General features: G+C 61.7%; 21 protein-coding genes and 1 pseudogene. 3 read left to right on the forward strand and 19 right to left on the reverse strand.

Going from position 1 to position 24060, the window contains the following annotated elements:
* Positions 1-156 precede the first annotated feature (156 nt).
* Positions 157-2346 (forward strand): annotated as a pseudogene (locus HNP49_RS15580) (ribonucleoside triphosphate reductase); the annotation flags it as partial.
* 330 nt (positions 2347-2676) lie between these two features.
* Entirely contained in the window at positions 2677-3429 is a 753-nt protein-coding gene (locus HNP49_RS15590; protein ID WP_184684785.1) for a LuxR family transcriptional regulator, read from the forward strand.
* Here HNP49_RS15590 and HNP49_RS15595 read toward each other — a convergent pair.
* The 13 genes from HNP49_RS15595 to HNP49_RS15655 form a co-directional block, all read right to left on the reverse strand.
* The gene (locus HNP49_RS15595) at positions 3426-4073 is read right to left on the reverse strand and encodes an acyl-homoserine-lactone synthase (RefSeq protein WP_184684787.1); all 648 of its coding nucleotides are present in this window, start codon (positions 4071-4073) and stop codon (positions 3426-3428) included. The two genes, HNP49_RS15590 and HNP49_RS15595, sit on opposite strands and share 4 nt — an antisense overlap.
* 111 nt (positions 4074-4184) lie before the next feature.
* The gene (locus tag HNP49_RS15600; protein WP_184684789.1) at positions 4185-4874 is read right to left on the reverse strand and encodes a hypothetical protein; all 690 of its coding nucleotides are present in this window, start codon (positions 4872-4874) and stop codon (positions 4185-4187) included.
* Between the two features lie 34 nt (positions 4875-4908).
* Positions 4909-6345, reverse strand: coding sequence for a hypothetical protein (locus tag HNP49_RS15605; RefSeq protein WP_184684791.1), 1437 nt, complete (start codon positions 6343-6345; stop codon positions 4909-4911).
* Positions 6342-7292: an EamA family transporter RarD gene (gene rarD / locus HNP49_RS15610; protein ID WP_184684793.1), complete on the reverse strand. Its 951-nt coding sequence runs from the start codon at positions 7290-7292 to the stop codon at positions 6342-6344. Before rarD ends, HNP49_RS15605 begins: the two co-directional genes overlap by 4 nt.
* 12 nt (positions 7293-7304) lie before the next feature.
* The gene (locus HNP49_RS15615; RefSeq protein ID WP_184684795.1) at positions 7305-8297 is read right to left on the reverse strand and encodes a zinc-dependent alcohol dehydrogenase family protein; all 993 of its coding nucleotides are present in this window, start codon (positions 8295-8297) and stop codon (positions 7305-7307) included.
* Entirely contained in the window at positions 8282-9115 is an 834-nt protein-coding gene (locus HNP49_RS15620) for an alpha/beta fold hydrolase (protein ID WP_184684797.1), read from the reverse strand. The genes HNP49_RS15615 and HNP49_RS15620 overlap by 16 nt, the downstream gene beginning before the upstream one ends.
* Positions 9112-10374, reverse strand: a complete 1263-nt coding sequence (locus tag HNP49_RS15625; RefSeq protein ID WP_184684799.1) for a condensation domain-containing protein — start codon at positions 10372-10374, stop codon at positions 9112-9114. The genes HNP49_RS15620 and HNP49_RS15625 overlap by 4 nt, the downstream gene beginning before the upstream one ends.
* 11 nt (positions 10375-10385) lie before the next feature.
* Positions 10386-11960 carry an NAD(P)/FAD-dependent oxidoreductase gene (locus HNP49_RS15630; protein WP_184684801.1) on the reverse strand — a complete coding sequence of 525 codons (1575 nt, stop codon included), beginning with the start codon at positions 11958-11960 and terminating at the stop codon, positions 10386-10388.
* Positions 11961-12025: 65 nt separating this feature from the next.
* On the reverse strand, positions 12026-13024 hold the full coding sequence (locus HNP49_RS15635) for an aldo/keto reductase (protein WP_184684802.1): 999 nt from the start codon (positions 13022-13024) through the stop codon (positions 12026-12028).
* 176 nt (positions 13025-13200) lie between these two features.
* Positions 13201-13887, reverse strand: coding sequence for an HAD family phosphatase (locus tag HNP49_RS15640; RefSeq protein ID WP_184684804.1), 687 nt, complete (start codon positions 13885-13887; stop codon positions 13201-13203).
* Positions 13871-14623, reverse strand: coding sequence for an AfsA-related hotdog domain-containing protein (locus HNP49_RS15645; RefSeq protein ID WP_184684806.1), 753 nt, complete (start codon positions 14621-14623; stop codon positions 13871-13873). Before HNP49_RS15645 ends, HNP49_RS15640 begins: the two co-directional genes overlap by 17 nt.
* A 250-nt stretch (positions 14624-14873) precedes the next feature.
* A complete protein-coding gene (locus HNP49_RS15650; RefSeq protein ID WP_184684808.1) occupies positions 14874-15497 on the reverse strand; it encodes a TetR/AcrR family transcriptional regulator in 624 nt (207 codons plus the stop codon).
* Positions 15498-15595: 98 nt separating this feature from the next.
* Positions 15596-15901, reverse strand: coding sequence for an EthD family reductase (locus tag HNP49_RS15655; protein WP_184684810.1), 306 nt, complete (start codon positions 15899-15901; stop codon positions 15596-15598).
* Between the two features lie 335 nt (positions 15902-16236).
* Here HNP49_RS15655 and HNP49_RS15660 point away from each other — a divergent pair, with 335 nt between their 5' ends.
* On the forward strand, positions 16237-16935 hold the full coding sequence (locus HNP49_RS15660; protein ID WP_184685179.1) for an anaerobic ribonucleoside-triphosphate reductase activating protein: 699 nt from the start codon (positions 16237-16239) through the stop codon (positions 16933-16935).
* Positions 16936-16942: 7 nt separating this feature from the next.
* Here the strand turns inward: HNP49_RS15660 and HNP49_RS15665 are convergent, their stop codons facing one another.
* The 6 genes from HNP49_RS15665 to HNP49_RS15690 form a co-directional block, all read right to left on the reverse strand.
* Positions 16943-18310, reverse strand: coding sequence for a 4Fe-4S binding protein (locus tag HNP49_RS15665; protein ID WP_184684812.1), 1368 nt, complete (start codon positions 18308-18310; stop codon positions 16943-16945).
* Positions 18307-19152, reverse strand: coding sequence for an FTR1 family protein (locus HNP49_RS15670; protein ID WP_184684814.1), 846 nt, complete (start codon positions 19150-19152; stop codon positions 18307-18309). The genes HNP49_RS15665 and HNP49_RS15670 overlap by 4 nt, the downstream gene beginning before the upstream one ends.
* Before the next feature lie 38 nt (positions 19153-19190).
* Positions 19191-19517, reverse strand: coding sequence for a cupredoxin domain-containing protein (locus HNP49_RS15675; protein ID WP_184684816.1), 327 nt, complete (start codon positions 19515-19517; stop codon positions 19191-19193).
* 47 nt (positions 19518-19564) lie between these two features.
* A complete protein-coding gene (locus HNP49_RS15680; RefSeq protein ID WP_184684818.1) occupies positions 19565-20098 on the reverse strand; it encodes an iron transporter in 534 nt (177 codons plus the stop codon).
* Between the two features lie 98 nt (positions 20099-20196).
* Positions 20197-23061 (reverse strand): EAL domain-containing protein, encoded by a 2865-nt coding sequence (locus HNP49_RS15685; RefSeq protein WP_184684820.1) that lies wholly within the window; start codon positions 23059-23061, stop codon positions 20197-20199.
* A gap of 3 nt (positions 23062-23064) precedes the next feature.
* Positions 23065-24045, reverse strand: coding sequence for an ABC transporter substrate-binding protein (locus tag HNP49_RS15690; RefSeq protein WP_184684822.1), 981 nt, complete (start codon positions 24043-24045; stop codon positions 23065-23067).
* Positions 24046-24060: the final 15 nt, after the last annotated feature.

Consider the following 24060-nt stretch of genomic DNA (forward strand, 5'->3'; position numbering starts at 1 on the left):
TTTTTTGCGGCAGTCGCGCTTTCTGGTGATTTTTGGTCGGCGTTTATCCGGGCTTGACTGCAATCAAGTTGGCCACTTTGATTACTCGTAGATTACCCATCATCTAGTGTCTGTTACTAAATCCACCAACAGCATATGGTGTTTTAGGGGGTGTCTATGCGTGACCTGTCCGAGGCTGGACTGCCAGCATTGCTGTACAAGCGCGATGGCAGTGAGGTGTGTTTCGATGCCGAGAAAATCGCCCGCGCGATTGCCGCTGCCGGGCAGGCCACCGGTGAGTTCGCGGCGGAGGAAACCGAGGCGCTGACCGTCGCGGTGCTGCAGCGGCTCAAGGGTATCCGCGCCCTGGATGTCGAGCAGGTGCAGGACCGCGTCGAGCGGGTGCTGATGGACGCCGGCTTCTACGCCACCGCGCGGGCCTACATCGTCTACCGCGAGCGCCACGGCCGCCTGCGCCGCGAGCGCAAGACACTGGTGGATGTGGCGTCCTCGATGAACGAGTACCTCAAACGTGAAGACTGGCGCGTGCAGGCCAATGCCAATCAGGGCTATTCCCTGGGCGGACTGATTCTCAACGTGGCGGGAAAGGTCACCGCCAACTACTGGCTCGACGAGGTCTACAGCCCGGAGATCGGCTGGGCCCACCGCGAGGCCGACTTGCATATCCATGATCTCGACATGCTCGCCGGCTACTGCGCCGGCTGGTCACTGCGCACCCTGTTGCACGAGGGTCTCAATGGTGTGCCGGGGCGGGTCGAGGCGGGTCCGCCCAAGCACCTGTCCAGCGCCTTGGGGCAGATGGTCAACTTCCTCGGTACCCTGCAGAACGAGTGGGCCGGGGCCCAGGCGTTCAGCTCCTTCGATACCTATCTCGCGCCCTATGTGCGCAAGGACAGCCTGAGCTTCGAGCAGGTGCGCCAGTCGCTGCAGGAGTTCATCTACAACCTCAATGTGCCGTCGCGCTGGGGCACCCAGACGCCCTTCACCAACCTGACCTTCGACTGGGTCTGCCCGGAAGACCTGCGCGAGCAGGTGCCGGTGATCGGCGGGCAGGAGATGCCGTTCTGCTACGGCGAACTGCAGGCCGAGATGGAGCTGATCAACCGCGCCTACATCGAGGTGATGATGGCCGGCGATGCCAAGGGCCGGGTGTTCACCTTTCCGATTCCGACCTACAACATCACTCATGATTTCCCGTGGGACAGCGAAAACGCCACGCGCCTGTTCGAGATGACGGCGCGCTATGGCCTGCCGTACTTCCAGAACTTCCTCAACTCGGACATGCAGCCCAACCAGGTGCGCTCGATGTGCTGCCGCCTGCAGCTGGACGTGCGCGAGCTGCTCAAGCGGGGCAACGGCCTGTTCGGCTCGGCCGAGCAGACCGGCTCGCTGGGCGTTGTGACGATCAACTGCGCGCGCCTGGGCTATCTGTATCGGCTGGACTGGGAAGGGCTGATCCTGCGCCTGGACGAGCTGCTGCAGCTGGCCTACGAGAGCCTGGAGGTCAAGCGCAAGGTCATCCAGCATCACATGGACGCCGGGCTGTACCCGTACACCAAGCGTTACCTCGGCACGCTGCGCAATCACTTCTCCACCATCGGGGTGAACGGCCTGCACGAGATGCTGCGCAACTTCACCTGCGATCAGGAAGGCCTGCACACCGACGCCGGCCGCGAGCTTGCGATCCGTCTGCTCGACCATGTGCGTGGGCGGCTGGTGCAGTTCCAGGAGGACAGCGGCCACCTGTACAACCTCGAAGCCACCCCGGCCGAAGGCACCACCTATCGCTTCGCCAAGGAAGATAAAAAGCGCTTCCCCGACATTCTTCAGGCCGGATCGAACGAGGCACCGTACTACACCAACTCCTCGCAGTTGCCGGTGGGCTTTACCAGCGATCCGTTCGAGGCGCTGGAACTGCAGGATGCCCTGCAGTGCAAGTACACCGGCGGCACGGTGCTGCACCTGTACATGGCCGAGCGGATTTCCTCGGCGCAGGCCTGCAAGCAGCTGGTGCGCACGGCACTGGGGCGTTTCCGCCTGCCGTACCTGACCATTACCCCGACTTTCTCGATCTGCCCGGTGCACGGCTACCTGGCCGGCGAGCACGAGTTCTGTCCGAAATGCGATGAAGTGCTGCTGCAGCGCCAGCAGGCCTGTAGCACCTGCGCCTGATACCGACATTCACCCACAGCAAGGAGCAACACCATGAGCCAAGCCATGCAACTGCCAGAAGCCCAACGCCAGCGCTGCGAAGTCTGGACCCGCGTGATGGGCTACCACCGCCCCGTGGCGGCCTTCAATCCGGGCAAGCAGTCCGAGCACCGCGAGCGCCAGCACTTCTGCGAACCCAAATAGGCAGCCAGCGTCGCCATCCAGCCAGGCCCGTGCATTGCTATGCGCGGGCCTTGTTTTTGGTGGGCAATGGTTCGTATGGCATACCGGAGAGTCAGATCTGCGCGCTGGAAACCTGACTTTTCGATAACGTCGCAAGGGCTCAAGCACGCCTCATGCGTCGGAATAAGGGAGTAGTCCGCATATTTAATAGCGATCAATAAATAATACTTGAGTGAACGACAGCCTCAGCGCTAGCATCAGCCCTGACCGTTGCAGTGTTACGGCAAGTTGAACATATCCCCCGTACAGGGTGTGAATGCCAGACAGGGAAGCCCGAGACTCATGAGCAGGATGTTCCATTCGCGTAGCGATCTACTCAAACTCCTTGAACTCGCCCAGTTCTGCATCAAGGCCAGCAGTGACCCATCCGAGGTGGAACAGGTGGTCGAGTTGGCCAGGGGCGTGATTCCGTTCAGCTCCATGGTCATCTGCCTGGACAACGCGGCCACGCTGGAGCTCAAGGCTACCCAGCAATTACTGAATTACGGCTACAGCCCCGAGTGGGTCGAGTTGTATTTCCGCCATTCGTACCAGTTGCAAGATCCGATCCTGCATCAGGCTCAGCGCACTGCGGGGGCCTTTTCCTGGGCGCAGGGGTATCAGCAGTGCAGTGCAGCCAGTGATGAGTTTCTGCGCGTTTCCCACGAATTCGTCGGCAGTAACGGCTTGGCCTGCTCGGTTGTGGGGCGCGCCGACCGCAGCACGACCTTGATTTCGATGTCGTTGCCGGAGAGCGAGGGTGCCGATGAGTATGTGGACGCCCTGGCATATCTGGCGCCGCACGTTCACGAAATCTTCAATCGGCGTGGCGCGCTGAATCGCAGTAGCCTGATGGCACCGGATATTTCAGCGCGCGAGCAGGAGGTGCTGCATTGGGCCAAGGAAGGCAAAAGCACCTGGGATATTTCCAACATCCTCAGTATTTCCGAACGAACGGTGAAGTTTCACTTCGGCAATATCTTTCGCAAACTTGACGTGCTGAATCGCTCCCAGGCGATTGCCAAGGCTATTCATTACGGGGTGATCGCGGTTTAGATGGCTTTGCGTGTGCGATGCTCTGGCTGATTCTGGGGGAGCAGGTCAGCACTGTAAAAGGGCGCTGCCGTTTGCATGAAAACTTGCAGATCAATGCGTACCGCCAGCGTCTGGACGCCATCCGGCATCTGCACTATTGGGCCGAGGCGTTCACACGGCAAACCTTTTTTCTGCAGCAGGCGATAGATCGGCTCGGCGACAACCACGAACCAGTAGCGACAGTGTGTGCGCATCGACTGCTCGATGATGCCCTTGATCAGTTGGTCGAACACACCATAGCGACCATGGATAGTGCGCCCACGATGTTTGCGCTCGACGGCCAGACGGGAGACTTCAAGGCTGTCCTGGGGAATATCGGCCGCAGCCCCGGACTCGAGCAGGAAGCTGAAGCATTCGCTAAGCATCCACGGCTGGCCATAGGGTGTAATACGCAGATAGCCGGCTACCTGCCATTGATGAATGACTGCGACATGCACGCTGCCCTCATCGAATCCATCGCGTTCCTGTCCGTCGGCGCTGCACTTTACCCACTGCAGTTCATGGGCGAAAACGCGCTCGCGCAACTCGCGACAGGCCTGGATCTGCTGTAGCTCCGGACTGACGAGCAACTGATAAGTCTGTGCATGAACCTGTTGCGTAAGCATGTGTCTGCTCCCTGGCCAGTGACGTGGAGTCGGACTGTAGGAGCGCGCAGAGCGGCCTGGCAGCTGTCTGTTCGGGCAGTTGCCAGGACTCTCAGGTGGATGCAGGAGCGGTCAGGGCTTGCTGATTGGGAAGCTGGGGTAGGGGGTCTTGAACTGGATGTTCGGGCTCAGTTCCGTGAGTAGCGGGTTGACCTTAAGCAGAGTAATGCGCCATTTCCCTGGTGCGATCGATTTCAAACCAAGGGTGTTGTTGCTAATGAACAGCTGCGGCCCAGGCGTGGGGTCGAACGGTTGTGGCTCACCCGATACGGCCGTGATGTCCTGGTGCACCAGAACGTTGAAGTTCAGCTCGATGGTACCGGTTCCGGCCAGTCGCCCAGCTTGGTACTTGCTGATGTAAGGGGCGCTCAGGGAGAACGATGCATTCTGGCGAATGCTGGCCAGTCCTTGGGTGGCAATGCTGAGCGCGGAGGCCCGTCCACTGGAGAGCTTTCCGCCGATATCGATGAAGATGCTGTCATCGACTGTTTCGTCAAAGCAGGCCTTGACGTTGTCCAGCGTGCCCGGCTGCAGCTTCTGGTTGGAGGCTTCGGGGATGCAGAGGAAAAAGCGCCGGACGATCTGGTTAGCTTCAAAGTAGGCGGACTGCTTGGCCAGGCTTTCACTGATAAAGGTCAGATTGGCCAACTGCTCGATCATATTGTTCGGAACGCCCGGGCGAGCCGGTTCGGCCTGGGCGATACCGCTACCGCTGAAGCCAATGGCCATCAGCAGTACAGTGGTCTTCAAACTCCGATGCATGCATAACTCCTTGTAGGGCAATGGGTGGGGTGCTTTAACGCGTAGACACAGCGCTCGTTGCTGCATGAGCATTGAGCCGCGTCCAACCTCGTACGTCGTATTCGAGGGAGGAATCTTTGAAAATGGTGAAGTTCGGACAGGCGAAACGAATGCAGCCGACCCGGGTCAGGACCGGCTTGAAGGTCGGCAGGTCGGCACTGGCCAGCGCGCAGCTGATTTGCTTGATGGCGCGGAAAATCTTCACATTCAGTTGGGTATCACTGTCACCGATCATCTTGTGCAGACATTCGCGCTCAATCCAGCCGAGGCTGAGCGGGTCGTAGCTGCTGTTACCGTTGAGCCAACGCTGCTCTTGTTGCTGGCAGAACTCTCGGGCGAGCAAGAGCAGCACGTAGTGATGTACCCGTTCACCGAGATCCAGCCGCTGTGCTCCCTGTTCGATCTGCAGGCGCACATGCCAGTCGTCCGCACTGACGTGGAAGATGAAACGCGGCTGTTCGTGATGTTCCGGCAGTGGGTTGTTCAGTAGTGAGTTGCTCAGCAGTGGGTCGGACAGCAGGGGGACACCGCTACTGGCTGGCACGCTGCTGGTCAGGCGAGTGGGACTGAGTCCGGGACCGTCGGGTGGCAAACCGGTCAGTTGGCTGATCGCTTCGGCATAACGGCAAATGTCCTGCTGATCAGGTGTGGCGTAGTTCTGCAGCAGCTGGCTGAGCCCTAGGGTGTTGGTCCCGGCGACAATGCTGCCGTGTATGAAGTGCGCGCCATTGGCTATGGCGGACATGCTGTTGACGATGGCCAGGCCGTGTCGATTACCGGCCATGAACCCCAGACTCAGCTTGCTGTCGGCGAAACTGTTCAGTTGCTTTCCCAGGTGGCTGAACAGATTGCCGGTGCCCAGTGGCGTGAGCCGTGCCTGCTCGTCGCAAAGGGTGATGCGGGTAAAGCGAAATTGCCTGGCAAGCTCTATGCAGGTTTGTAGCTGCGAGGTTGAGGCGCCCGGAGCATCACGCAACAGCAGGCACAAGGGCGGGGGCTGGTCAGGCAGTTGTTCGAGCAGGCTGAGTAGGCGCTCCAGCTGCTGACTGCTGCTCTGGCAGTCTTCACGATCTACCAGCAGATGCAACTGCAGGCCAAAGCGGGCGGGGCTGTCAGTTAAACGTCTGAGCGTGTCGATCTCGCACAGGCGTGGATTTTCCAGCCAGGGCATGACATCCGGCGCCGAGTGGTTGAGAGCCTCCAGCAATGCCAGTACATGATTGCCGGCCGATAGTTCGCCGAGCACCATGTCGGTGAAGGGAGTTTTCAGCAGGTTGTCGATGCAGTGCTGCAGCCCTTGCCCGTTGCCTGTGTGGTTAATCAGAGCAGGCGTGTGGTCGACGCAGCCGCGAAACTGTTCCGGCAGGGCGAAGCGGTTCCACTCACTGGCCTGACAGAACTGCTGCAGTACGGTCATATCCTGCTGGCTCATGGCGCCTCCTCGGCGATAGCCGCTTGGCGCGTTGAGCCGGTTATACGTGGCGAGTACAGGGTATTGCTTAGCAGTAGTCCGAGCAGCGCGCACCAGATCAGGACGAATCCTGTCAGCTTGAGCGTGCTGAATCGCTCGTCGAAGAGGGTGACGGCCAGAACGAACATCAGCGTGGGATTGAGGTACTGGAGAAAGCCGATCGTGGTTAGCGAGAGTGCTTTCACCGAGGCGATATACAGCCACATCGGCACGGTCGTTATCAGACCCAGAAGCAATAGCCACAGCCAATCCACAGGACGCAGGCTGGTGCTCACCGAGGCTCCCCAGTGGTTTAGCAGCAACAGTGCCGTGGCAGGAATGGCAGCCAGCGCGGTTTCGACGCCTAGACCAATCAGTGCCGGAGTTTCGGCGCGCTTTTTGACAGCGCTGTAAAGCGCGAACGTGCTGGCGATGATCAGGCCGGTCCAGGGAATCTGCAGGTTCTGTTCCCCTGTGACGACAAGCATGACGCCGCCCAGGCACAGGGCACTGGTGAGTTGCTCGCGGCGGCTCCAGCGTTCCCCGAACAGCAGGTGGGCGAGTGCCACACTGAGCAAGGGCGAAAGGTAGTAACCCAGGCTGGCATCCAGCAGACGGTTCTGTGCCACAGCCCAGATCACCAGGAACCAGTTGCTGGCGATCAGCGCACTGCTGAGCAGCAATCGCCAGCGCTCACCGCCCGAGCGCAGTGTTCGCCAGGTCACGGCCAGGCTGCCGCCCAGCCACAGCAGGAGTGCACACCAGACCAGTGAGCCCAGCACCCGGTAGGCAAAGACGTCCCAAACCGGGACATGCTCAAGCGCCTTGAATACCAGTGTGGCGGAGGCCCAGAGCACAAACGCCGAGATATTCAGGAGCAAGGCACTGCGCGGACAGGTGACGGTAGTCAGCGAGAACATGCTGGGCATGGCGTGTCTCTCTCAGCCCCGGGTAAGGCTGATCTTGCCCACGGCCTGGCCGCTTTCGGCATAGGCATGGGCGGCGGCGATCCGGGGAAAATCGAATGACTGCGGATCAAGCAATGGTCGCAGCCTGCCGCTCTCTGCCAGATGGGCAATTTGCCCGAGAATGAATCCATGCTGCTGCATGCCTATGCCGGTGGCCATTGGCCAGGACATGTTCACGCAGTGAATACTCTGTTTGCGCGCCCAGGCCAGTGTCAGGTCGAGCTTGCCGAGTGCCAGCACGCTGATGATGGTGCCGCCCACCCGCGCCGCCAGCAGGCTTTGCTCGAAGGTTGCACCGCCGACGGTATCGACCACGACGTCGAAGCCACGGCCGCCTGTGTACTGCTCGACGTACTGCTCAACCGTCATGCTGCGGTAGTTGATGGTGATATCGGCGCCATATTCACGTGACAGGGCGGCTTTTTCCGGCGAGCTGACCGTGGTGAAGACTTTCGCGCCTTTCCACTTGGCCAGTTGCGCAGCGATATGGCCCACACCGCCTGTTCCGGCATGCACCAGTACCCGATCACCTGGTTGGATATCTGCCTGGTCGATCAGCCCTTCCCAGGCGGTAATGGCCACCAATGGCAGCACTGCCGCTTCTGCCATCGACAGGTTGGCGGGTTTGTGGGCGACCAGTGCGGCATCGACCTGCATGAAATCGGCAAGCGCGCCCTGGCGGCCACGCACGCCACCGGCACAGCCGTAGACCTGATCACCGACGGCAAAGCCAGTGACGTCTTCACCCACGGCACTTACCGTCCCGGCAAAGTCGCCGTGCAGGATGGCGGGAAAGTCGTGGGTGAAGCCGGGGAAATCGCCGCGACGGATCTTGTAATCCAGCGGGTTGATACTGCTGGCGGCAATGGCGACCAGCAGTTGGCCTTTGCCGGCCTTGGGGGTCGGTAGCTCGACCTGTTCGAAAATATCAGTGGGGCCGAACTGGTTGATCACAAAAGCTTGCATGGCGAGTTCTCGTAGAGGGCACTGATGAAGTTGTGCATCAGGTCATTGCACAGATGCGGGATTTCGCTGTGCGGGCAATGCCCGCAGTCACTGAGCTGGACGACCTGCACTGGCGCAGGAGAAAACACCTGCGGTGTGCACGAGCTGGCATTGATGAAGGCATCGTTCTGGCCCTGCAGCAGCAGGGTGGGTACCCCACTGGTGGCAAGCAGCGCTACTTCATCGGCAAAGGCTCCAGTGGCCAGACTGGCGCCCAGGGCTGAGCGCACGTTCGGGTCGGTAGCGCGGATAAAGTGGGCGAGGGTGGCCAACAGGTGTTCCGTCGAGTTGCCCTGGCTGATGAACGCTTTGGCCAGTCGTGTCACTTGCGGGTTGTCCAGGGCGGCCTGAAATACCAGACCACCGGTAGGTTCAGGGTGAAACAGTTGTGCTGCCAGCTGGCTGTTGAACGGCGGGGCGCCTAGCAGGATCAGTCCACGCGCGCCCGTTAGCCGAGGTAGTGCTTCGATAGCGGCATGACCGCCGAGGCTGTGGCCTACCAGCGCAAAGTCGTGCAGCTGCATCTGCCGGACAAAGGCGACGAGCACGTCGGCGTATCCCGAGAAGCTGTAGTCAGCCGGTGGCAAGGCATCTGACTGACCATGGCCAGGCCAGTCAACGGCGAGCAGACGATAGTGTTCGCCGAGTTCGGCAAACTGTTCAGTGAAGGCGGCTGCGGCTGAGGAATTACCGTGCAGCAGGATGACTACAGGACCGCTGCGGCGGTTGTCGAGGTAGTGCAATCGTCCCTGTGGTAACTGGATGAATAAAGACTTCATGGCGTTGTCTCTGTCGCTGGGTGAAGAGTCAGCAGGGTTTGCTGTAGCTTGCGCTGGAGCAAATGGATGCGGGCTTCACTCATCAGCGGTTTGGCAAAGGTGAAACACAGCGACAGGGCGCCCTGGAAGCGTGTTAGGTGCAAAGCCACGGCAAAGTTGCCGGCAACGCGTGACGCGACATTCGCGTAGTCGTGGATCTGCAGATGCCGACGGGGCGAAAAATGGATGCTGCCGTGGTTGGTCAGGGCAATGCCCTGACTGAAGTGCTGCTGCTGACGCAGGAGCTCAATGGCGCTGCGACGGGCTACCAGGCCGATGTCTGGCTGACGCAGAGCCTGCATGGGCAGACTGGTGCGCAGTTGCTGCTGATAGTCTCTGGCCACATCGAGCAATGGACGATTGGCCACGGCCAGGCATTGGTGGGCTACGCCGATAAAACAGCCGATGCTGCTACTTGCGATCGTGCGTGCGGCGCGTTGACGGAGCGATACGGCGGTGCCGATGCGGATCTGCGTGCCGAGGCCAATATCCTGTGCGGACTTGAGCAAGGCGCCAGCCAGTAACGAGTTCAGGCTCAATTGCTGCTGGCCGGCGAGGTTTTGCAGGTGACTGCTCAGCCCCTTGGGCAGCAGAAGTCGGCTGACTCCCGTGGTTCGCTGCTCAAGCGCCAGTGTCTGCAGGAAAGGCATGGGCGGCGGTGTCGTACACGCGTGAGCTGGCGTGGTGGCGGCCGTCAGATGCTCCTCCAGCGCCTCTGGCAGCAGTTCGGCAGTGCGTTGTAACGCCAGACCGCCATACAGGCGCTCGCAGTCTTCCAGCAGTTCATCCAGCAACTGCACGAGGCTGGCAGCATCGACAATGGCATGATGACAGGTCAGCAGCAGGTGGTGCCGATCTGCTTGCGAATTGCTGAGTACCAGCAGGCGCCAGAGCTGGCGGCTGGGGTCGAGCACCTGACCGAGCTGTTGCTGAAGCAACTCATTGGGTTGCAAATTCTCTGGGCTTGCCACGCACTGCACATCAATCTGCGCAAAGGGCACGTCCGTACAGAAGTGCAGGGCGTTTGAGTGCTCCACGATGCGGCTGTGCAACAGCGGATGGCGTGCATGCAGGGCGGCAGCCGCGCGTTGTATCACTTCGGCGGACAAGGCACCGCTCAGGCTCAACAGACTGGTGGTTTGCGTCGTGCCGTTGAGCTGGTGCATCAAGGCCATGCTGGTCTCGATTTGCCCGAGAGGGCGACCGGTGACGGTTGTCATGCGTGCTCTCCTTAGCCGGCAAGTCGTGCGTGTGGCTGCAGCTCAGGCACGTAGTGGTACGTCAGGTGCTGACGGAGTGCGTCGAGATCATCCAGGTGACCGCGTTGCTCGATGAACAGATCAGGGCGCACCAACAGGTATTCGCCATCCTCCAGCTGCCAGGCCTTGCGCAAGCAATGGTGGGGGTCTGGCAGTATCTGACCGAAGGCAAGCGAGCCCTCTGCCGCACTGATGACCTGGATTTGCACGTTTGCCTGCAAGGGTGCCAGCGCATCGTGCAGGTTCTGCAGCACAGTCGCCGATGGCAGCACATGACTGGCCAGGAGCAAGGTGTGATGCGCCTGGCCAACGGCCTGCAGGCTGTCTGGTAGCCCTGCGCTGTTGCAGGCGTAAGGCAGCATGCAGCCGCTGTCCAGTGAACCTTTGGGCGCGCCGTAACGCAGAGTCAGGCCGGCCGTTTCGAGCGGAAACTGACGAATGAATGGGCGGTTTCGCAGCAGTGGCAGGTAGTGCTGCTCGTCGGCAGGCAAGTGGCGATCCAGGCGGGCGATCAGCGATGTCGACTTGTCGGTTTTGGCCAGCAGGGTATGGGTGTTTTGCTCCCGCTCGATGGCATAAGACTGCAGGAGGGCATCGCTGCCTATGCCGTTGATGGCATAACCCAGCTTCCAGCCAAGGTTGAAGGCGTCGGCAATGCCGGAGTTCATGCCAAATCCGCCGATGGGGCTGAACATGTGGGCGGCATCGCCGGCGAGAAATACACGTTCCTGGCGGATGGTGGATGCCGAGCGGTTATAGAAGGGGGCGCTGGAGAGCCATATCGGGTCGCTGACCTGCAGACCGGGTATCTCGTAGCGGGCAATGTAGTCGCGGATCTCTTGCAGGCTGGGCTTGTAGCCAGGTGGGCACTGCTCCGCCACCTTGATTACGATGCGGTGATAGCCATTCTTGAGTGGCAAGAGAATCAGGAAGCCATCATCACGGATGAAGTAGAAGCCTTGTTGATGTTCGCCGTCCCAGTGGATACACAGGTCGGCGAGGATGAAGTGCATGTTGTAGTCATAACCGGTAAAGCCGAGACCCAATGCATTGCGTACCTTGCTTAAACCTCCATCGCAGCCAACCACGTAGGCATAGCGTTGTCGACGGGTCTGGTTACCTTCGCGCAGTTCGACCTCAACCTGTTCGTCATGGGTCTGCAGCCCGAGCAGTTCGCAGTCGCGCTCGATGTAATGGCCCAGATCGTTGAGCCGTTGTTCCAGAACGGCCTCGGTGTCAGGCTGCGGCAGCATGAGAAAGTACGGGTACTTGCTCGGTAACCTGGAGAAGCGTGCACGGGTCAGAGGCTGATTGTGATAGAGCAGATTGATGACTTCGGTCTTGTGTCCCTTGGCGACCAGTTCAGTCGCCAATCCGAGGTCATTGAGCAGGGTCAGTGAGGCAGGATTGACACTCAATGCTTTTGAACCGGAAGGTTCTTTCGGACGCTTTTCAATCAAGCGAAAAGCAATGCCGAAGCGTTGCAGCTGCAATGCCAGGGTCATGCCTGTCGGTCCGCCGCCGACAATCAATACTTGCGCGTTCATCTGCTCGACTCCTTCATGGCCGGTGGTTGGCCGGCAGCTCGGTGGAGCCGCCGGCAGCATGCGACTCAGATGTTGGTGCCTTTGAGGATGGCGTCTGGGTAGCGTTTACCGGCGATGGCCTGGGGCGCGAAGATCCTGCCAAGCATGGCGCAGGCGGCGGCGTCGAGCTTGACCTGCTGGGCTGCAAAGTTCCCTTCCAGGTATTTGATGCGCTTGGTGCCGGGGATCACATGCAGGTTCTCGTATTGCTCCAGCAGCCAGGCCAGGGCCAGTTGCGCCGGGGTGCAGTTGAGTTCCTGACTGAGTTCTTCCAGCGCGCGAACCAGTTGCAGGTTGCTATCGAGGTTCTCACCCTGGAAGCGCGGCAGCTTGGCGCGGAAGTCGTTCTCGGCGCTGGCCTGCTCGATGTGCTGCTTGGTGATGGCGCCGGTGAGGAAGCCGCGACCCAATGGGCTATAGGCCACCAGGGCGATGTTCAGGTTTTGCAGGATGGGCAGAATGCTGTCTTCCAGGTCGCGAGACCACAGCGAGTACTCGCTTTGCAGGGCGGCGATAGGATGTACCGCATGGGCCTTGCGCAGGGTGTCGGCGGAAACTTCCGAGAGGCCGATGGCTTTGATCTTGCCTTCCTGAACCAGCTCGGCCATGGCACTGACGGTTTCTTCGATTGGCGTATTGGGATCGCGGCGGTGTACGTAGTACAGATCGATGCACTCGGTGTTGAGGCGTTTAAGCGAGGCTTCACAGGCCTTTTTCACGTAATCGCGCGAACCATCGATCAGCAGGTTGTACTTGTCGTTCGGGTCGCGATAGATGCCGAACTTGGTTGCCAGGAGGATGTCGTCGCGGCGTGAACCGAGTTGTTTGACAAACTTGCCGAGCAGCTCTTCGTTGTGTCCGCGGCCATACATGTCCGAGGTATCGAAGTGGCGATAGCCTTGCTCCAGCGCCGCGTGCAATGTTTCCAGGGACTGGGCATCGTCAGTCTCGCCATAAAACTCACTCATACCCATGCAGCCAAGACCAACCGCGGGGACGGATTTGTTTGCCAGAAGTCTGTTCATGTCGATCTCCATAAATATTTTCAACCGGGTCAGGTTGTTGACCAGGAACTGCTCGTACGTTACGTAGCCTGCTTGTGTGGCATCACTGTTCGAACGGACAGGTAGGTGATAGGCAGTTCACACCTGCAATGGGCTACTGCTCGGCAGCCCATCCGTATGTGCAGGCAGGGCTATCCTCAGGCGGCTTCGATGATGTTCCAGTTGCGCTGCTGGCAGATGCCACGCACCTGTGCATCCGGGTTGACCATGCAGGGATGACCGACACTCTCCAGCATCGGTATGTCGGAGAGATCATCGCCGTAGGCGTAGCAATGCCCAGGTTGCAGGTGATGCTGGCGGGTGAAGGCCCGTACGCCGTCGGCCTTGCCCTGGCCTATAGTCGGCAACCCCGTAAGCTGACCGGTATAGAGGCCATCGCGGGTTTCCAGCGGGGCGGCAATCACGTCACTGATGCCGAGCTCTTCGGCCAACGGCGCCAGCAGGGCTTCAAAGGACCCGGAGACCAGCACGGTGCTGGCGCCCTGCTGCTGGTGCCAGCGGATCTCATCCAGCATTCGCTGGAAGAACAGGCCGCCGCGCAGGCGAACCTCGGCGTACCAGTCGCGCCCCAGTTGCTGTACCCAAGCCACATCAAGGCCCGCATAGATGCTGTAGTAAAAGCGGTTGATTGCCTCACGAGGCTGCTCATCGGCGATCATCCGCTGCAGCGTCTGGCGATAGGTGTGCAGCCGTGCCGTGGCACTGCTAGGCAAGTGTTCGACGAGGTAATCGAGGAAACTGAACATGCTCTTGATGCTGATCAGGGTGCCGTCGACATCGAAGAACGCTGACCAGCGCTGTGGGGTATCAGGCAAACTGCTCATGGCGGATCTCCACATTCAGTTCGCTGTCGATGGCCCCCTTGGCCAGGAGTCCCTCTTTTTCGCTGATTACGGCATCAGGGTAGGTGGAGAACTTGGTCTTGATGACACAGCAGGTTTTCTGGCCCTGGATGACCGACATGCTGACGTCGAAACGGTGGGAGCCACGCCGAGGGTTGATGCTGTGCTCAAGCACTTCGTAGTGAATGCTCATGGGTAGCGGAAAGACAAAGTGCAGGTATTGCACATCCATGTTGTTGATGACGAAGTAGCTGCTGTCGTTCTGATCTGCCAGGTAGAACTCTTCACTGACCGCGAGAAAGGTTTGCCGTGCTGCCTCGGTAAGCACCATGCCTTGAATGTGCTGGCCGGTGACGTGGTCGCTCATTTCGGCGCAGCGTTCATCCAGCAACACGTCAACTTCGTAGGTGCTGCGGGTCAGCCGGCGCGGCAGGCTGATCATGGAGTTTTGCATCTGATGCTTGTGCACATGCTGGCGGCTGGCTTTTTGAGGCTTGGCGAAGTCGGCAAGCCAGGGTTTCTTGATGCGAACGGTCTTCTCCAGCAAACGGTTGATCTGCTCTTCCGAGACCCCCTGACCCAGTTGAAAGCGAAGATTGCGTTCATGCAGCAGGTCGCCGTCGAGGATGGCTTCCAGTTCACTGGCAAGCATGACGTTACTGTTCTCGGCGAACAGTTTGAACTTGTCGCCCACGATGAAAATTCGTTCGATAGACATAGCGGATTCCCTTTAGCTAATGGCTTTGCAAAGCAGTCGTGCCGTTTTTTTCGGGCAGTCAGTCAAAGGTCCGCGCGCGCAGATGCACTTCTAGGCGAGTGCTGCTTAATCGCGCACGACACTGGCAAAGAAGAGAACTGTTCTCTTTCGCTAGTGATCGCTAAAGTAATTGCCAAGGGAAGTGGCTGGGTATTTCAAAGCATTACAGTGCATATCGACAGCCGCTAAGACGTCGCGGCTGTGAGCGGCGTCAGTGATAAGGCCAGCAGGTCATGGCGAGCCTGATCATGGCTTGCAGCTCTTGTGGGCTGGCACCATCACGGGCCTGAATCGACATACCCTGAATGATGGCGCCGAAGAAGCGGGCCATGCCTGCACAGTCGCTGTCGGTGGGCAATTCGCCGTGGTCGCATGCGTCCTTCAAGCGCAGGCCGATGGCATTCAGTGTCGCGCTGCGCAGATCGCGCATGCTTTGCGCTACCTTGTGATGCAGGGCGCCGCTGGCAACCAGACCGGTGGAGACGATGCAGCCAGGCGGATGGCTGTGGGTGGTGAACTCTGTTGCAGCATTGAGGAGCATTAGCTGAATGAAGTCGCGGGCCGTGCTGGTCTGCTCCAGTGCATGCTTGATAAAGCTACCGGGGCCCTGCAGGTACAGCTCGATTGCCTCAAGGTACAGTTGTTCCTTGGAGCCAAAGGCGCTGTACAGACTAGGTGGGGCAATGCCCATGGCACTGACAAGATCGGCGATGGAGGTGCCTTCGTAGCCCTGAGCCCAGAACAGTTGCAGCGCAGTGTGCAGGGCGGCTTGCCGATTGAAACTGAGGGGACGACCACGTTTGGCTTTATCGGGTTTCTTTTCCATAGTGGTCATTATTGAAATCCAGCGTCTGGCACGTCAATACCAGATCTGGACCAGATCACGATTACCCCAGCAGTTGCCGGCTGCCGCCACACATTGCTCGGCCTGCATCAGAGAATTTCGTCGATCTGAATGATGGGCTGCAGGTTGGTGTAGTTGGGAATGTCGCCAAGTACTCGCTCGCTGTTTGCGGCCATGACGCTGGCGAAGTGCTCAGGTGAGCGAATCTGTGTGTTGAGCAGGCAGAGATAGGGCGCGGGTGAACCATCCACGGCTTGCATGCCGCGCCGCAGCTGAAGGCTGACGACATTGTCGCCGAGCAGCGCCAGCATCATGGGCAGATGCCGGTCGCGGTAATAGGTGAAGTCAAAGTGGCCATCGGCCTGGTTTGGGTAGAGCACAGTCACGCAGTACATGGCGATCTCCTTGTGTGGTGTTGCCAGTATGGAAATGCCACAGACTGGCGGCCAGTGTCCAAACGGACAGGCCCTCCCGACTGTGACGTCGCCTCATTTGACAGAGTTGACGGTTATCAATTGCAGGATGGCGGAGCCTGGATACATTGCCCCAACTGCTTTCTCGATCACGGGACGGGTGTGTTTCGTGGTGCCGCTCGGCTGCCGTAGCGCGGCCAATGCCTGCCTGACCGGGAACTCAGTCCGTGGCGTGTTATGCGCTGTGCCGGCAGTTTTTCTGTTGTCAGGAGTCGCTCATGAACAGTCCTTGCCAGTCCTTTGGTCCCAGTGGCCCGCTGGAGGCTCCGCTGCGGGTGGGTGGATTGCTGCCGCTGACCACCCTCGACTATCCCGATCATCTGGCCTGCGTGCTGTTCTGCCAGGGTTGCGCCTGGCGCTGCCGTTACTGCCACAACCCGGAACTGATACGTGCCAAGGTGCCCACTCCGATCAGTTGGGACGAAGTGCTGCGTTTCCTGCGCAAGCGCCGCGGTCTGCTCGACGCGGTGGTGTTCAGTGGCGGCGAAGCGACCCTGCAAAAGGCGTTGCCAACCGCCATGCGCAAGGTGCGCGAACTGGGTTTCAAGGTCGGCCTGCACAGCGCCGGGATCAAACCGGCCTCATTCAAGCGGGTGCTGCCGCTGTGCGACTGGGTCGGCTTCGACGTCAAGGCGCTGGAGGAAGAGGCCGAGCTGATCACCGGCATCAGCGGCAGTGGCCAGGCCAACTGGAACAGCCTGGAGGCCCTGCTGGAAAGTGGCGTGGACTACGAATGCCGCACCACGGTGCACTGGCAGTTGTTCGACTGCCAGCGCCTGCAACGCCTGGCTGAACGCCTGGCGGCGCTCGGCGTGCAGCGCTTCGTGGTGCAGCTGGCCCGCCCGCAACAGATGCTTGATCCTGAACTCGGCGCCGCGCCGATGCCGGCCGAAGCCGCCCAGCTCTGGCCATATCTCGAGCAGCTGTTTCCCCGTTTCGAACTGCGCGAGGCCTGAACCGGTTTTACCAACCCCAGAACTGCAGCCACCAGGCCGTGGCGATCAGCAGATTGGCCAGCAGCAGGGCGCCCAGGATCGGCAGGCGTTGTGCGGGTCTCAGGGCGTGGCAGACCTGCCAGCCCAGGTGCAGGCTCCAGAGCAGGGCGGCGGCCAGCAGCGTGGCGCGCACGCTCGGCACCCAGAGCAGGGCCAGGCCCTCGTAGCGCAGCAGCTTGACCGTGGTGGCGGAGAGGCCGAGAAACAGCCCGGCCGCGCCGGTTGGCAGCAGGCACAGCGCGATCTGGCGGGCGAACGCCGGGCCTTGCTCGGCCAGCTTCGCGGCCCCGCCGAGCAACAGCTGTAGGCCGCCGCCGAGCAGCAGGCTGCTGGCACCCAGGTACAGGCAGATGCTCAGGCCATCGAGCCAGGTGAAGGCATCGTTGAGCTGCGGATAATGGGTCAGCAGCCACCAGGGCGCGTCGGCTTCCAGCGGCCAGAGGATGTCGCGCCGCACCAGCCATTCGGCCAGGGTCTGTTTGAGGCTGATGAACCAGGGGCTGACCGTCCACTGGAAGGCGCCGATGGCCAGGCCGATCACCCCGTAGAGCAGCAGGCGCACCTCCCAGGTGGTGTCGCCGTCGGCGCCGTAGCGGACGATTTCCTCGTTGCCGGAGCGGGCGATCAGGCGCACCGCATCGCGCTGGCCGCTGCAGCGGCCGCAGGCGTGGCAGGCCGAGGCGCCGCGCAGGCGGCGGATATCCAGCAGCGGCGCGCAGTTGGGTGGCGGCAGGTGCGGTGCGGCGTTGGCCTGCCAGCGCGCCTCGTCGACCTGGAAATGCACGGGGGCGAGCTTGGCCAGCAGGGCGAACACCCCGCTGACCGGGCACAGGTAGCGGCACCACACGCGCTTGCCACGGCCGTACAGGTAGCCCACCAGCATGGCCGCCAGGGTCGAGCCGCCGAGGATCAGCAGGGCGGCCTGGGCGTAGTCGTAAACGCTGATCAGCTGGCCGTACAGGGTGGTCAGCAGGAAGCCCAGGGTCGGCCAGCCACCCCAGCGCATCCAGCGCGGGGTGCCGCGGCCCTGGCCGTGTCGGCTGGCCCATTCGCTGAGCGAGCCTTCCGGGCACAGCACGCCGCACCACAGGCGGCCGAACAGGACGATCGACAGCAGCACGAACGGCCACCACAGGCCCCAGAACACGAACTGGGCCAGCAGCGTCAGGTTGTCCAGCAGGCCTGCCGAGCCTGGCGGCAGGGGCAGCAGGGCGGGGATCACCAGCAGAGCGGCGTAGACCAGCACCACCAGCCACTGCAGCCGGCGGATCAGTCCGGCGTGGCGGCGCATGGCGTGGCCCAGGCGGGTGAGCCGGCGGTTGAGCGCGGCGTTCATGCCGCGCGGCTCTGCAGAACCCTCCGCGGCGGCCGCAGCAGGCTCCAGGCGAGCAGCCAGTAGTAGCCCAGCAGGCCCACGTGCAGGGCCGAGGGCATGGCCCGGTAGCCGCTCAGGCTGGCCAGCAGCGCGCCCGGCTTGCTGCCGTCGTCGAGCAGCGCCGAGCTGTCCCACATCGGCTCGCTGAGCAGGGCGTAGATGTGTTCGGGCAGGTCCAGGGCCATCCACTGGCCGCTGGCGCGGTCCACCGCGCTCATCAGCAGGGCGCCGCCGAGCAGCAACAGCAGCACTTCGCTGACCAGGAAGAACTGGCGCCAGGCGATGAAGCGGCTGCCGGCCTGCAGCAGGGCGAAGCACAGCAGGCCCAGCAGCAGGCCCAGGCCCGCGCCCAGCGCCAGGCTGGCGGGGTTGGCCGAGGCGCCGGCGCCGTAGAGGAAGATCACCGTCTCGCTGCCTTCGCGCGCCACCGCCAGGGCCACCAGCAGCGCCAGGCTGGCCAGGCGGCCGTGCTGCAGGGCGCTGTCGGCCTGTTGCTGCAGCTGCTGGCGCAGTTGCCCGCCGTTGCGAGCCATCCAGTGCACCATCTGCAGGATCAGCACGCAGGCGAGCAGGCTGAGGCCGGCCTGGAACCATTCCCCACCCGGGCCGCTCATCCAGTTGCCGGCCAGGGCCATTAGCGCGGCCAGCAGCCCGGCAAGCAGCAGGCCGGCGCCGACCCCGGCCCATAGGTGCAGCAGGGCACGCTGCTGGCTGGGCTGGCGGCGCAGCCAGGCATACAGGATGCCGATCACCAGCAGGGCCTCGACGCTCTCGCGCCAGACGATCAACAGGGCTTGTTCCATAGGATTTGCTCCATTGCGGGTACCTCGAAGAATGCGGATCAACGAGCCTCGATCACGCCTTGCGGCAGCTCGGGGTGGAACTCGTCGAAGAACAGGTAGCGCCCGGGTTTGAGCGGATGGATCACGACGAAGGAGCTGACGCCGGGGCTGAGTACCTTCTCCACGCGCAGCGGCGTGCTTTCGAACTCGATAGGCCCCTGGCCGACGTTGTGCACGACGATCTTGAAGCGTTGCCCGGCGGCCACCTGCAGGCTGGCCGGGGTGAAGTGACCGTCACGGATGCTCAGCTCGTAGCTCGGCAGCGGCGCGGCCAGCAGGCCGCCGGGCAGGGCGGCGAGCAGCAGGTAGAGGGCTGGATGGTGCATGGGGCGCTCTCCGGGGAGGGCGGCGCGCGCGGGCGCGCCGCGGGGGGTCAGTAGCCGCCTTTCTTGCCGATGCCGGCGAAGGTGAAGCTGTAGTGCAGCTCGCAGGTGGCGAACCAGGGCGCCACGCCGGTCTCCTTGTCGCTATGCCGGCCGAAGTGCTGGCCATGGCCGCCGGGGGCCGCTACCCAGTAGGTCAGCTGGTACTGGCCGGGGCCCATCAGCTTGAGGTTGTCGCCGTAGTGCGGGCCGTCGTTGGCCACCATGGCGTGGAAGTTACCCTCCAGCACCTGGGCGCTGCCGACCTTGCTCAGGCGGTAGTTGACGTTCAGGTAGGGCACGAAGCTGCCTTCCTGGAAGCCGTGGGCGTTGTTCTCCAGGGCGCTGATATCGGCCTCCATGTGCACGTCGGAATTCACCGCCGGGCGCATCATGCCCGGTGGGTCCATCTCGATCGGTTGCAGGTACACGGCGCCGACCTCCATGCCGGCACAAACCTGGGGTTCCCCGATGGGGTATTCCTTGGCGCTGAGGAGTGGGGTAGCGAGCAGGGCACAGAGCGATACGAGGGTAGGACGCAGCATGACGAACTCCAGGGAGTGACGGATGTCGTCATGCTAGGTGGGATGAATCTATATAAGAATGATTATCGTCAAGTTTTGGTCGCGGGGCAGACGATGCCTCAGCGCTGTGCTTGAGAATGTTGCTGCAGAACGCCGCTGATCAGTTGCTCGAAATCCTCCACCGGCAACGGACGGCTGAACAGGTAGCCCTGGTAGGCGGCGCAGCCGGCCGCGGCGAGAAAATGCCGCTGGGCGCTGGACTCCACGCCTTCGGCGATCACCGCCAGGCCCATGCTCTGACCGAGAGTGATCACGGTGCGCGCAATGGCGGCATCGTTGGGGTCTTCGAGCAGGTCGCGGACAAAGGTCTGGTCGATCTTCAGCTGGTCCAGCGGCAGGCGCTTGAGGTAGCTGAGCGAGGAGTAACCGGTACCGAAGTCGTCCAGGGCGAAACCAACGCCGTGAGCTTTGAGCAGCGCCATCTTGGCGATGACCTCGTCGGTATTGTCCAGCAGCAGGCTTTCGGTCAGCTCCAGCTTCAGGCGTGCGGGATTGGCGCCGGTGTGTGCCAGCAGAGCCAGCACTTCCTCCACGAAAGTGGGCAGGGCGAACTGCCTGGGGCTGACATTGACAGCAAGGGTCAGGCCGGCCAGGCGGATATCGTCTGCCCACTGCGCCAGACGCGTACAGGCCGTGTGCAGGACCCAGTGGCCGAGCGGCAGAATCAGCCCGGTTTCCTCGGCCAGAGGGATGAAGTCGGCGGGTGATACCAGGCCGCGTTCCGGGTGACGCCAGCGCAGCAGCACCTCGGCGCCCAGGGCCTGGTCGTTGCTGTCGACCTGGACCTGGTAGAACAGCTCGAACTGCTGCTCCAGCACGGCGCGGCGCAGGTCGTTTTCCAGGCTGGCCAGCTGGCTGACGGCTTCCTGCATCTTAAGGTCGAAGAAACGCAGGGCGTTGCGTCCGCTTTTCTTGGCCTGGTACATGGCGGTGTCGGCCCGCTTGAGCAGTTCGTCGGCACTGAGGTCATGGCCATGGAACAGGGTGATGCCGATGCTCAGCGAACAGTGGTGCTGGTGCAGGCCGGGGCTGCCATCGGCCTGTTCGACCTTTAGCTCATAGGGCTGGCCAAGGGCCTTGCCGATCTTGCTGGCCAGGCGCTCGGCCTGGCGCGCCGCCTGCTCGGCATTGCCGAGGTTGTTGAGGATCACCACGAATTCATCGCCGCCCAGGCGCGCCACGGTATCGCCTTCGCGCAGGCAGGCCTTGAAGCGATTGGCCGCCTCGATCAGCAACTGATCGCCGACATCGTGTCCCTGGGTGTCGTTGAGGCTCTTGAAATTGTCCAGATCGCTGAGCAGCAGGGCGCAGTAGTGCTCGCCGCGGGCACTGTTCATCCGGGCCTGGTTGAGGCGATCGAGCAGCAGGCGACGATTGGGCAACTGGGTCAGGGCGTCGAAGAACGCCAGGTTCTTGATTTCCTCGCTGGCGCGCTTGCTGGCGCTGATATCACGGGCGATGAAGATGAAGCGCGGCTCGTCGCCCTGCTCGTCGGCCAGGGTCGCCACCGAGGCTTCGAACCAGAGGGTGCCCTGCGGCAGTTCAAGGGAATACTCCATGCCCTGAGACGTGCCGCTGCGTCGAGCTTCGTCGATGGCCTGCAGGCAGATTTGCGCGGTGGCCGCTGGCAGCAGATCACTAAAGCTCTTGCCGATGCAGTGTTCGGGCTGCACCGCCAGCAGGCTGCGGTTGGGTACATGGAGGCTGTAGATGGTGCCCTTGTCATCGACTTCGAAAAGCAGGTCGGGCAGGGCGGTGAGGGTGGCCTGCAGGTGTTGCTGGGCGGCAATGATCTCTGCCTCGGCACTTTTCTGCCTGCTGATATCGACCATTATCCCGCGTAGCCAGCGTGGCTGGTCGTTTTCACAGACCACGGTGACCACATCATGCAGCCAGACCATTCGTCCATCCTGACAGATGAAGCGGTATTCGAAATCGTGGGCCTCCTTGCGGGCCGTGTGGCTGGCGCAGTAATTCGCCGCCCACTCGCGATCCTCTGGGTGTATATGTGCCATCCAGAAGCCGGGTTGCAGCCATTCCCGGCAGGCATAGCCGAGCAGGCGCTCGGCCTGTTCACTGATGAAGGTGATCTGGAAGGTACGCGCGTCGGCTTCCCAGACGATGCCGTCCATGGTGTTGAGCAGATCACGAAAGCGCTGTTCGGAGGCCCTGATAGTGGCTTCGACCGCCTGGCGCAGGGCGACTTCGTTCTTCAGCTGGGCAACCATGTCCAGGGCCAGAGCATCGAAGGCCCGTGACAGCTCGCCCAGCTCATCGTCGCCATCCAGTTGGCTGCGCGTATCCAGTTCACCACTGTTGGCGCTGGCCACCACCTGAGTCAGGTGCGCCAGTGGGCGCAGCAGGCGACGCCAGATCAGCCAGGAACAGATGCCCAGCAGTACCAGCAGCGTCAGCGGAACGGCAACGGACAGCAGGGCCAGGCGCTGCTGGGTGCGCGCATGGTTGGCGTTGACCAACTGGTTCCACTGATCGATGGCCTGGGACAGCTCGCGGGCATTGGCCAGCAGCTGTTGCTGCATCAGATCGCGGCGCCGCTGCAGCAGCACGTTGCCAGAGGGTTGCGGCAGATCGCGCAGATCGGCAAACAGGCGGACCATGGCGCTCAGATGTTGCTGGGCCTGCAGCGGGGGGGCTTCCAGCTGGTCACCGAGATTGTGCAGGCGATCGATGATGTTTTGCTGCTGCTTTTGCCACTGGTAGTCGACCCGGGGGGAGGCGTGCAGGACATATTCGTGGGTCAGCACCACCAGCTCGGCGACGTCGCGGCTGGTCTGGCTGAGCAGCGCCTGGGTCTGCAGCAGTTCGCTCTGGCTACGTGACAGCTGCTGGCTGGCCAGGGTCAGGGTGAGGATGCCGACAACCCCGATCACACCACAGCTGAGCAGCAGACGGTGGATGCGCATGCTCTACTCGATCAGCGAGACGGCGCTGCTGCGCACCGCCCGCAACGGCTGGGAGTCGATGAAGTGCAGGTAATTGGGCATCTGCGCCAGGTTCGCCAAGCCATTCTCCATGCTCCAGCGCGCCTGGCTTTCGAGAGAGCTGATCAGGGCCTGATCGAGTCCCAGTTGGTAGTGATAGCGTGGCCAGATCCAGTCGATGAAGGCCCAGTCGACCTCCAGGGTGTCCCGCAGGATGGCCTGGGCGCGCTGTGGGTGTTGGCGGATGAAACTCTCGGCCTGATCGATGGCCCGCAGCAACGCCTGCATGTCGAGCACGCGGGTGCTGGCCGTTTCACGGCGACTGAGCAGATGAAAGGTCAGGGTATGCAGGCCGGCGCTGGGCAACACCCTGCTGTCGGTAACCTGCTGGAGGATGGTGAAGGCTGTCGGCTCCCAGATCGATACGGCCGCGACCTTGTGTTGAGCCAGCGCCGCCGGCATGGCATCCGGCTGCATATCGACGAACTCGACGCTCTGCGGGTCGATGCCGTTGAGCAGCAGCCAGGAATGCATCAGGTACTCGCTGCTGGCGCCTTTGACCACGCCCACGGCCTTGCCGCGCCAGTCTTCGGGATTCTGGTTGGTGCTACTGCTGCTGGCGAGGATTGCGAGGTCCGAGGGACTGCTGACGAAATAGCCCAGGCTGACGAAGTCGTCGCGTTTGAGGCTGTTGAACATCAATACAGAGTCCGAAGCGGTGCCCACGTCGGCCTGGCCGGCCAGTACCGCTTCGAGGGCGCGATGACCGCCACTGACTTCGCGCAGTTGCACATCCAGGCCTTCGGCGCGGAAGTAACCCTGATCGGCGGCGACAAAGATCGGCAGTGACAGCGGTGTGCGGGCCACGGCTAACGACAATTTGGCGGCCGGCGTTGGGGTGGCGAGCAGCAGCAACAGCAGCACTGGCGCTCCACGTGTCAGCCAATGGCAGAAAGCTGCAGACATCAATGTGCACTCCTT

It is taken from the genome of Pseudomonas fluvialis, assembly GCF_014207935.1.
In the GTDB taxonomy this organism is placed as follows: domain Bacteria; phylum Pseudomonadota; class Gammaproteobacteria; order Pseudomonadales; family Pseudomonadaceae; genus Aquipseudomonas; species Aquipseudomonas fluvialis_A.

Coding starts and splice junctions, on each gene's coding strand:
- HNP49_RS15590 (WP_184684785.1), top strand. CDS start 2,677: ATGAGCAGGATGTTCCATTCGCGTAGCGATCTACTCAAACTCCTTGAA.
- HNP49_RS15650 (WP_184684808.1), bottom strand. CDS start 15,497: ATGACCACTATGGAAAAGAAACCCGATAAAGCCAAACGTGGTCGTCCC.
- HNP49_RS15640 (WP_184684804.1), bottom strand. CDS start 13,887: ATGAGCAGTTTGCCTGATACCCCACAGCGCTGGTCAGCGTTCTTCGAT.
- HNP49_RS15635 (WP_184684802.1), bottom strand. CDS start 13,024: ATGAACAGACTTCTGGCAAACAAATCCGTCCCCGCGGTTGGTCTTGGC.
- HNP49_RS15630 (WP_184684801.1), bottom strand. CDS start 11,960: ATGAACGCGCAAGTATTGATTGTCGGCGGCGGACCGACAGGCATGACC.
- HNP49_RS15665 (WP_184684812.1), bottom strand. CDS start 18,310: ATGAACGCCGCGCTCAACCGCCGGCTCACCCGCCTGGGCCACGCCATG.
- HNP49_RS15655 (WP_184684810.1), bottom strand. CDS start 15,901: ATGTACTGCGTGACTGTGCTCTACCCAAACCAGGCCGATGGCCACTTT.
- HNP49_RS15675 (WP_184684816.1), bottom strand. CDS start 19,517: ATGCACCATCCAGCCCTCTACCTGCTGCTCGCCGCCCTGCCCGGCGGC.
- HNP49_RS15600 (WP_184684789.1), bottom strand. CDS start 4,874: ATGCATCGGAGTTTGAAGACCACTGTACTGCTGATGGCCATTGGCTTC.
- HNP49_RS15680 (WP_184684818.1), bottom strand. CDS start 20,098: ATGCTGCGTCCTACCCTCGTATCGCTCTGTGCCCTGCTCGCTACCCCA.
- HNP49_RS15690 (WP_184684822.1), bottom strand. CDS start 24,045: ATGTCTGCAGCTTTCTGCCATTGGCTGACACGTGGAGCGCCAGTGCTG.
- HNP49_RS15645 (WP_184684806.1), bottom strand. CDS start 14,623: ATGTCTATCGAACGAATTTTCATCGTGGGCGACAAGTTCAAACTGTTC.
- HNP49_RS15670 (WP_184684814.1), bottom strand. CDS start 19,152: ATGGAACAAGCCCTGTTGATCGTCTGGCGCGAGAGCGTCGAGGCCCTG.
- HNP49_RS15605 (WP_184684791.1), bottom strand. CDS start 6,345: ATGAGCCAGCAGGATATGACCGTACTGCAGCAGTTCTGTCAGGCCAGT.
- HNP49_RS15620 (WP_184684797.1), bottom strand. CDS start 9,115: ATGAAGTCTTTATTCATCCAGTTACCACAGGGACGATTGCACTACCTC.
- HNP49_RS15595 (WP_184684787.1), bottom strand. CDS start 4,073: ATGCTTACGCAACAGGTTCATGCACAGACTTATCAGTTGCTCGTCAGT.
- HNP49_RS15685 (WP_184684820.1), bottom strand. CDS start 23,061: ATGCGCATCCACCGTCTGCTGCTCAGCTGTGGTGTGATCGGGGTTGTC.
- HNP49_RS15615 (WP_184684795.1), bottom strand. CDS start 8,297: ATGCAAGCTTTTGTGATCAACCAGTTCGGCCCCACTGATATTTTCGAA.
- rarD (WP_184684793.1), bottom strand. CDS start 7,292: ATGCCCAGCATGTTCTCGCTGACTACCGTCACCTGTCCGCGCAGTGCC.
- HNP49_RS15625 (WP_184684799.1), bottom strand. CDS start 10,374: ATGACAACCGTCACCGGTCGCCCTCTCGGGCAAATCGAGACCAGCATG.